This is a genomic window from Endozoicomonas sp. (assembly GCF_031844845.1).
Classification (GTDB): domain Bacteria; phylum Pseudomonadota; class Gammaproteobacteria; order Pseudomonadales; family Endozoicomonadaceae; genus Endozoicomonas.
Window position 1 is genome coordinate 1 of sequence record NZ_JAVRMB020000371.1, and the last position, 8,354, is coordinate 8,354.

The 8,354-nt window shown below is 46.3% G+C and carries 6 protein-coding genes; 1 reads left to right on the top strand and 5 read right to left on the bottom strand.

The window, feature by feature from the left end:
• Positions 1-1,045 (top strand): 2-oxo acid dehydrogenase subunit E2 (locus RM811_RS20670; RefSeq protein WP_402527819.1); only part of this gene is annotated, 1,045 nt, incomplete at its 5' end.
• A 70-nt stretch (positions 1,046-1,115) separates the two neighbouring features.
• Here RM811_RS20670 and RM811_RS20675 read toward each other — a convergent pair.
• The 5 genes from RM811_RS20675 to RM811_RS20695 form a co-directional block, all read right to left on the bottom strand.
• On the bottom strand, positions 1,116-2,132 hold the full coding sequence (locus RM811_RS20675) for an ankyrin repeat domain-containing protein (RefSeq protein WP_402527820.1): 1,017 nt from the start codon (positions 2,130-2,132) through the stop codon (positions 1,116-1,118).
• A 115-nt stretch (positions 2,133-2,247) separates the two neighbouring features.
• On the bottom strand, positions 2,248-3,462 hold the full coding sequence (soxC, locus tag RM811_RS20680) for a sulfite dehydrogenase (protein WP_402527822.1): 1,215 nt from the start codon (positions 3,460-3,462) through the stop codon (positions 2,248-2,250).
• Positions 3,463-3,473: 11 nt separating this feature from the next.
• A complete protein-coding gene (locus RM811_RS20685; RefSeq protein WP_402527826.1) occupies positions 3,474-4,034 on the bottom strand; it encodes a c-type cytochrome in 561 nt (186 codons plus the stop codon).
• Positions 4,035-4,304: 270 nt separating this feature from the next.
• Positions 4,305-5,306, bottom strand: a complete 1,002-nt coding sequence (locus RM811_RS20690) for an ankyrin repeat domain-containing protein (RefSeq protein ID WP_402527823.1) — start codon at positions 5,304-5,306, stop codon at positions 4,305-4,307.
• Between the two features lie 138 nt (positions 5,307-5,444).
• A complete protein-coding gene (locus tag RM811_RS20695; protein ID WP_402527824.1) occupies positions 5,445-7,922 on the bottom strand; it encodes a hypothetical protein in 2,478 nt (825 codons plus the stop codon).
• Between the last annotated feature and the right edge of the window lie 432 nt (positions 7,923-8,354).

Genomic DNA, 8,354 nt, shown 5'->3' on the forward strand with positions numbered 1-8,354 from the left:
AGTAACACCGGTTGCGAGTCCAGCTGCGACAGCTCCGGTAGCGGCTCCTCAAGAGGGCAGTGCGCCATCCCGTGCGCCGTCCGCTCCACCTCCTCGTGCTGAAGCGAACCCAATAGAGTTGGAACGCGTTAACCGTAACTACCATGCCGGTCCAGCCGTTCGTAAACTGGCCCGTGAGTTTGGTGTGGATCTGGCGGTCGTTTCAGGCACTGGCCCCCGTCGCCGGATTCTGAAAGAAGACGTTCAGAAGTACGTTAAGACCCGCCTCAATGAGAAGCCGAAAGCCGCTCAGGGCACGTCCTCAGGTCTGGGTATTCCAGCCATGCCTGAGATCGACTTCAGTAAGTGGGGTGATATTGAAAAAGTCGCTCTGAATCGACTGCGTAAAGTGGCCGCTCAGAACTTCCAGCGCTCCTGGCTGAACGTGCCACACGTTACCCAGTTTGATGAGTGCGACATTACCGAGCTTGAGGTCTTTCGTAAGGCTCAGAAGGCACTGGCAGAGTCCCGTGGTACGAAGCTGACACCATTGCCGTTTATCCTGAAGGCGGTGGCTTACGTTCTGAAGGAACTGCCACAGTTCTGTACTTCCCTGAGCCCGGACGGTGAAACACTGATCTACAAAAAGTACATCAATATTGGTGTAGCGGTTGATACACCGAATGGCCTGCTGGTGCCGGTGATCAAGAATGTGGATCAGAAGAGCCTGTGGGAACTCTCTGTGGAGTGTATCGAACTGGCCGGTAAAGCGAGGGATAAAAAGCTGAAGCCTGATGAAATGCAGGGTGGCTGCTTTACTATCTCAAGCCTTGGTTCTATCGGTGGTACGGCGTTTACACCCATAGTGAATGCGCCGGAAGTGGCGATTCTTGGTCTTTCCAGGGCTTCCATGAAGCCAGTATGGAATGGTAAGGACTTTGATCCGAAACTTATGCTGCCTCTGTCACTGTCTTATGACCACAGAGCCGTCAACGGTGCGGATGCGGCCCGTTTCACCACCATGCTGGGTGAGCTGCTGACGGATATTCGTAAGTTATTGCTGTAATAAAAAACCTCGGGGGAACATTCATTTCCCGAGGTTTTTTTGTCGTTGCGCCAAGTCCTCTAAACGTCTTTTATAAGGGGATTTCTTTGGTCTTGAGCGCCGTGTCAAAGGATTTATCTTCCCAGCCATAACTGATTAGCAATTTTCGAATCTCATGTATATCTGCTTTCTCCTGCTTTGACATGTCGTCCGAAACGACTGGCAGCTCGGTAATTATTATGGGATTGGCATTGTTTTCAAGGAGTCGCTGAGTTAAATCTACTGATTTTAAGCAGCAGGCAGCAGTTTCCAATGCTGTTTTCTTCAGGATGTCTTTAATCTCAAGATTGGGGTTGTACGGTAACAATAAATCTACCATTTGCGTGTTCTGATTTTCTTCATCTTCCAGCACGGCTGTAATCAGTGGCGAATCTCCACGGCTATCAAGCTGATTGATATCTACATAGTTGCCTTCCAGAAGAAATTTTACGAAGCCTGATTGCTTGGAAGTAATAGCAGCATGAATCAGTGGTTTATCAAAATATGTGTGCTCTGCCGGGTCAATAAGTTTATTTTTTATTGAATATTCAATGGGTGAAATCCAGCCATTTAATAAGCAATGCTTGACAGTGAGCAAAAGTTTTTCGTCATCCACAAGTTTGGAAAAGGGGGTCTTTTCGTTACAATGGATTAAATACCAGTGACCCTCTGCATTCTTTGCCAGGCGAGCTTGTTCCAGAAGATTTTGTGATGGACACAGGGGGATCTTATCGATAATTTCTTCTGTCTCAAACGGCGAATGATAAATAGTTGGAGGGCATGATTCCGTTTCCCATTTGATGTGGCTGTCAACAGAGCTCGATGTGTCGTGTAAATAATTTTCTGAAATATCACAGGGTGAGGTACTTCTTTTAGTCAAAGAGTGAGGAGTTGAGTCATTGTCTGACTCTGACTCTGACTCTGAACCTGAACGGCTGGTTTGTGTGGATGATTGAGTGTCAAACCAGCGTTGTACTTTATCAGTCGCCTGTTCAGAAGCGTCTGATTTGGAACCAGATTGGTCTGTGTGAGTTGTCGTTTGCCAATATTGGGATTTATTAACATGCATTCACTAACAGGCCTGTAACGATAATCTGAGTGAGTTTATTCACCACCAAAGGTAGCTGATTTTTGGAGGCGGTGTATTTTTTGATGAGGTATTGTTAGTTCAGGCAACAGTTAGTTCAGGCAATAACATCGTAAGTAACGCGACCATCCTGATGGATACGCCAGCCAATAATGGCATTGTTATGATAACGCAATGAGCCAATGCCCCGGGCATTAATCAGGATCCGGGCGCTGGGCTGAACATAACCGGTGTCGTCTGTTGTTCGGCTCAGCAATAATGTTTCTTTGCCATTCCAATGCCAGGGCAGGGTAAAACGGGTGTGCGCTTTTGCCAGCACCGGAGGGTTCAGGTGAGCTGATTGCCAGTGGCCACCACCATCCACGCTGACTTCCACCGATTTAATGGCTCCCCGGCCACTCCATGCCAGCCCGCGGATTTCATGCCAGCCTTTTTCCATAAGCATCGGGTAGGTGGGTGAAGTAATGATCGAGCGGGCATCCATGACGAAACTGAATTGACGGGCGGTATTGTCGGACAAAGGGTCGGTATATCTGGCGGTCTCTTCCCGGGTCATCCATGGCTGGTCACCCACTTTCAGACGTCTCAGCCATTTGACCGAGCAACTGCCTTCCCAGCCGGGTAATAGCAGGCGCACCGGATAGCCTTGTTCAGGGCGCACGGCCTCTCCATTCTGGGCATAACAGATGATGGCATCATCCATCGCCTTGGCAATGGGAATACTCCGGGTCATCAGTGCCGCATCACCACCTTCTGCCAGAACCCAGCGGGCTTTGGGTTTTAGGCCAGCTTCCCTGAGCAGGGTGGCAAGGCTGACACCGGTCCATTCACTCTGGCTGGTCAGGCCTGCCAGATGCTGGGGGGTGGTTTGTGGGCCTTTGATAAAATAGTCCCGACAATTGCCTGAGCATTCAAGAAAGGCAATTCTGGACACCGAAGGGAACCGTTTTAACTCCGGCAATGTGAATTTCAGATTTTTATCCACCAGACCATGGATTAATAGCTGATAATCATCCGGATTGATCTCGGGAATACCGGAATGGTTGCGCTGGAAGTGCATGTCAGACGGTGTCAGCATGCCATAAAGCCGGTGGATTGGGGTATCGGCATCAATATCCAGCACGCCACGAACGTATTTCTCCAGCTCCTCATACCGGGAACGGGTGCCTTTGGTGCCTGCCAGAGGCCCCGGGTATCTGGGTGAGCCAGCCACGACACTCCCGGCCATGGCCAGAGTTGAAAGAGCTGACAGGGTCGCCGATTTCAGAAACTGGCGACGGGCAATAGATAGCCTTTTTTTTTCTTTATTCATGTCAACAGTGCCTAGCGAACAGTATGGGTTTCGGTACGATTATCCGGAATAAAACGATGCCGGGCCGGCATTTCAATGGTTGCAAGATTACTGGCATCCAGCGTCATCCCTTCGGGAATAATACCGTTGGCATAGAGCAGGTAAGCCGTCAGAGAATAGACTTCGTTGTCCGTCAGGCTACCGGGCGTGGTGTAGGGCATGGATCGTCGAATATAATCAAACACGGTGGTGGCCCAGGGCCAGTAGTTACCGATGGTTTTTTCGGGAGGATCCTTTTTTGCAAAGGGAAAACTATCTTTTTCAAGGCGTCCCACCAACCGGTCATAGGGACCACCCAGACCATTGTCACCATGACAGTGCTGACAGTGCTGCTGATAAACGATCCTGCCCTGTATTGCATTACCACCTTTGTCAGCAGGCAGACCCATGCCATCGGGCCGGACATCAATATCCCAGGCGGCCACCTCCTCAACTGAGGCTTCAGTTCCCAGACCAAACCCCGGGGCAGCTTCTGTCCATAACGTCAGGAACAACAGACCAGTGAGCAGGAACTGGCTGGTACAATGTTTCATCACTGAGAGTTGGGTTTCTGAAAAAATGATTGTTGAATATAGCTGAAGATCGCCGGGTTAATGGCCTGCCATTAAGTAAATTATTTTTCGTATCGCCAGTCATTTCTGAACGGAGAGTGCAGCAGTTTCTGTTTGATGACCGCTGAGCGATCAACGTGCGGATGCGGCCTGTTTCACCACGGTGCAGGGTGAACTGCTGACTGATATCCGTAAGTCGTTGCATGGTATAGGCTTCAGGTAATTCTCTCCGGGGCCATTTTCAATAGTCTCTTAGACCATGGAATCTATAGCGGATAAAGTGCTGCTTTCTATCGCTCTGTACTCAGTGAACAGGTTGTGAATTTTTTGAATTTCTACTTTCTCCTGCTCTGTCATAGAATTCTGAATAGCTGGTAATTCCGTTATTTCATTAGGAGAAGCACGATGCTCCAGTAGGCGTTTGGTTATTTCATATGACTTGATAAAGCAGGCCGCATTTTTTAAAGCTGTTTGGTCGAGACGGTCTTTAATCGTGAGGTCTGGTTTATATTTTAATAATAAATCAATGATCTCAAGAATACCTTCAGCAGGGTGTAACATTATTGCTACTATGAGTGGTGTATCTCCTTCAGAGTTACGAACGTTAATATCGACATACTTACCATTCAGTAGGAATTTCAGAAGCTCTTTCTGGATATATGAAATAGCTAAATGAATTATAGGTTCTTCAAAATTTGAATCTTTTGGATTTATAACCTCATTTTGAATCATAAATTCTATTGGCTTGTTCAGGTTGTGAGCTAAACAGCTTTCGACTATCCGTTTTATAGTTCTCTGTTCAGTCCCAAGATCAGATAACGATCTTCTTTTTCCAGTGATGTCTGATAAATAATATTGTCCAGCGGAGTCTTTTTGTAAAAGCACTTGCTCATTGGTTTCTGCGTCGGAGACCAGGATATTGATTTCAATAATGTTGCTATCATCTTTAGTTGATAAGGATGGGCTGGTACTTTGCGAATCAGGAGTGAACGACGTTTTTTTAAAATATCCAGGATGAAAGCCTGCAGGTGGATGTCGCCTTGCTGACCTGCAGGGAATGTTTCTGTCAAATCCGACTATACCCGAACGAGCCGAATAATGATTAGTTATCCAATTTGCTACTTTTTCGTCTGAACTGATTTCGTGATTTTTATATCTGCATTTTTTATTTTTAATGCTCACTAAACCTATTAAAGAATGATGCTCTCCCTGACTCAGGGGAACTGATTGGTTTGTTAAGGTGGAAGTTCCCATTGCTTAATAGTCCTGTATAATCATCAGTGATGGTGAGAAAACCTCTTAATCATAGATATGATTTGTTTTTTTTGTTATTAAAGGTGAAATGCTTTAAGTATGATTTTCTGACTTGAAGATGGTTGGCTGGATAACAAGTCAGTCAAGTATTTGTGAGTAAATCTTGTTACGTATATCAAGTAAATCTTTATTAGTGACTCCAGATGAATCTGACCATTGTGAAGGGATACTGTTTCTGATATCAGAAAGAATCTGTTTGGCTTTAGCGCTTTTTTCAGATTCACTTTCAAGCCACTGTAACCAGCGAAGATCAATGGTTGCTTCATGCAGATCAATAAATCGGTGGTGAATATCCAGTGCTTTTTGGCATTGGCCTGCTGAAGGGTAAAGGTAAATAACGTCCCCTTCGCGACCATCGGTTGGGTCAAATGGATCAGCAGTAGGCATACGGCCATGCCATTGTAAATAGCCTTCGGCACCGGACCTCCACAGGTAAAGACCTGCGGCCAGTCTTGGTTTTGGCATGTTGTATAACCAGACAGTACTGTTCTCTTTCAGGCTGTTAATATTTTCTTCAGTAATCTCTGTGCCATGGTTGATCAGGAGAAGATCCGTCACTTCTGCCAGCTCAGCCTGACGCTCGTTATTCATATGGCCAGCGGTTTTAAATTGCAGTGAATCATCGTTGAGCAGGTTGGCTGTGCTCTTTATTTGAGGAAATGTTTTTTGGGCTGGCTCATCAAAGAGTGACCAATATAGTTCAGGAAGATTTTGGCCTTTCAGTAACTTTTTCAGTTGTATTAAGTCAGCCCCGGCACTGAGTTCACTTTTTTGCTGCAAAAGACGTTTCAGTGGCGAATAGGCAACGACCTTTCCATTAAACCCAAAACGTTTTACCTGTTTTAACTGCTGTATAAATTGTTTCCGGGCTGTCTCATTGCCGGGTGTTGTTAATGCCGGAGCAACGGTACTGAAGCCGTGTTCGGCCATTAATGTGAGGTCACAGGCTGTGGCGCTGGATGCCTGAGCTTTCAGTGACTTGAACCATTGGTAGAAGGGGGCGGGCTCCAGATAAAGGCCTACAGAGGCTTTCAGTTTGGGTAGTATGATCGGCAGCACCTTAACTTTGTAGTCCAGCAGTTGCAGCTCTCCACTGCTGAATAGCTGGATTTTTCCGGAATAATCGCCAGAAAATGCCTCAGTGGGAATCTTCACCTGAACGTATAGACGCCTTGGTCTCTTGCTGGATAGCTGGATGCTTTCCATATCCGCCCTGAGATAACTGTCGTCCAGTATCAGTGAAGTCGCATTAGGTGTTGGTCTTTCATAGCGCCAGTGTCCATAACGTGTTGTGACCTTGAGTGACTTCCCATCTGAGGATCTTGGCGGTGAAACAATGATAACCGGGGCAATATCATCAAAAGGGCTTTCTATTTCGAAGGTCAGGTTAAGAATGCTATCTCTGGCGGCGGGGTAGAACGCCTCACCATCCTTAACCTGCTGACTGATATCCTGCAAAGAAAGTGACTCAGGGGGGCTATAGGGGGCACTGGCGACCGGCCATTTGTTCAGGAAACGCTCACGCCGTTTTGCCTGTGTTGCTTTGGCGAAGTTTCCATCAAGGGGTTCCAATACCAGGGCTGAAAGGTATCTGGCCTCATAATCGCCTTTCAGGTCGATAGTTAGCAGTCCACCGGTGACTTCAATGTTTTGAGTCACTAAGCCACTTCGGCGTTCGCCAACCAGAGTCCACAGGTCGCCATCAATACCACCTTCTTTTTTATTGCCCGCCAGGTACACATTATTGATCCACTGTTCCCGGGTCAGCTTTTCATCAATAACGCTGGTTTTATTAGCAATAATTTGCCGTGTGAGGAAGTGAGGCAGATATTCCCACTCGCCCTGATCCTGAGCCCATAAACTGAGTTTCCATTGACCATCAGGCCAGGGGATTTGCAGGTTATCTATCCCGACAATACCATCCCGAATTAACGCCCCTCCTGAAGAACGTACCCGCTCTGTCATTTTCCCCCTGAGATAAGGGCTATCTTTGCCAATGGGTTTGAAGCCAGGAAAAGCGGCACTGCTCTGTGAACCAAAATCCAGAGCCAGCGTTTGCTCCGGGAGCTTGTTGGTTGTACTGATGTGAATCTTTTCCAGTTCAATGTCAGACCACATATCGGCGGCAAAAATAAACAGCTTTGAATAGGGCTGTTTAAAGAGCTGGCCACCGGATGTTTTCAGTCCTGAGAGCGGTAATATAAGTTCAAATGGACCCTGTGTCAGGGTGAATTCTTTATTAACCCGGGAGCGGTAATTGGAGGAACTTTCATTATCGATACGGATAATAAGCGTCTGCTGACTGTTTGATTTATTGGTTCCACTGATGAGTAGCTCAGTACTATTTTCAACTTCAGTCTGTTGAAAAGTATGAATAAATGGGGGAGGTTTCGGCTCATTCAATAAAATAACGTCACCAGAGGATGGTTGGGAAATCAGCAGGCAACAGAAGGCAGGAATAATTAAATTATAGGCAGCAGATTGCAAAAAATTAACGGTTGCGATTTTTAATGGCCATGGGAATGGTTTGGTATTTCGGCTAATGGCCGGGTGCATGGCGTTAAAAACTCCGTAAATATGATGGTTTTACAAGCCTTATATCGACGGAGAGTTGTCGGGACTGAAGGTTGGGTTTTCTTCTGCTGGTGTTATACCAATTCCACTTTATAATACTAAACGATCACCATGAAAAATAAGAGCTGTAGACCTTCTGTCTCATAGTTTGAAAGTGGAAATGGTATTATTCCGTTGGGGATCAGAGAGAAAAATTATATTTATAATTCAGTTGAAACTGGATGGTTTTTATCCGGATGTCCGGATAAGGTGGTAGAAATGGTCTGTGATCTATACCTGAATCCGTGACTTCTTAATTAATCCCAAGAAATTGGAAAATCCGGAAACCCTTCTGCCGTAAAGGCTCTGTAATTATTGATCCATGAAAAATGCTGTTTTTTTGATTATCCAAAAATGCACTCAGTAGGTGCAAAA

What these genes read in the sequence shown, in the direction of transcription:
- RM811_RS20675 (WP_402527820.1), bottom strand. Translation starts at nt 2,132, where the DNA reads ATGCATGTTAATAAATCCCAATATTGGCAAACGACAACTCACACAGAC.
- soxC (WP_402527822.1), bottom strand. Translation starts at nt 3,462, where the DNA reads ATGAATAAAGAAAAAAAAAGGCTATCTATTGCCCGTCGCCAGTTTCTG.
- RM811_RS20685 (WP_402527826.1), bottom strand. Translation starts at nt 4,034, where the DNA reads ATGAAACATTGTACCAGCCAGTTCCTGCTCACTGGTCTGTTGTTCCTG.
- RM811_RS20690 (WP_402527823.1), bottom strand. Translation starts at nt 5,306, where the DNA reads ATGGGAACTTCCACCTTAACAAACCAATCAGTTCCCCTGAGTCAGGGA.
- RM811_RS20695 (WP_402527824.1), bottom strand. Translation starts at nt 7,922, where the DNA reads ATGCACCCGGCCATTAGCCGAAATACCAAACCATTCCCATGGCCATTA.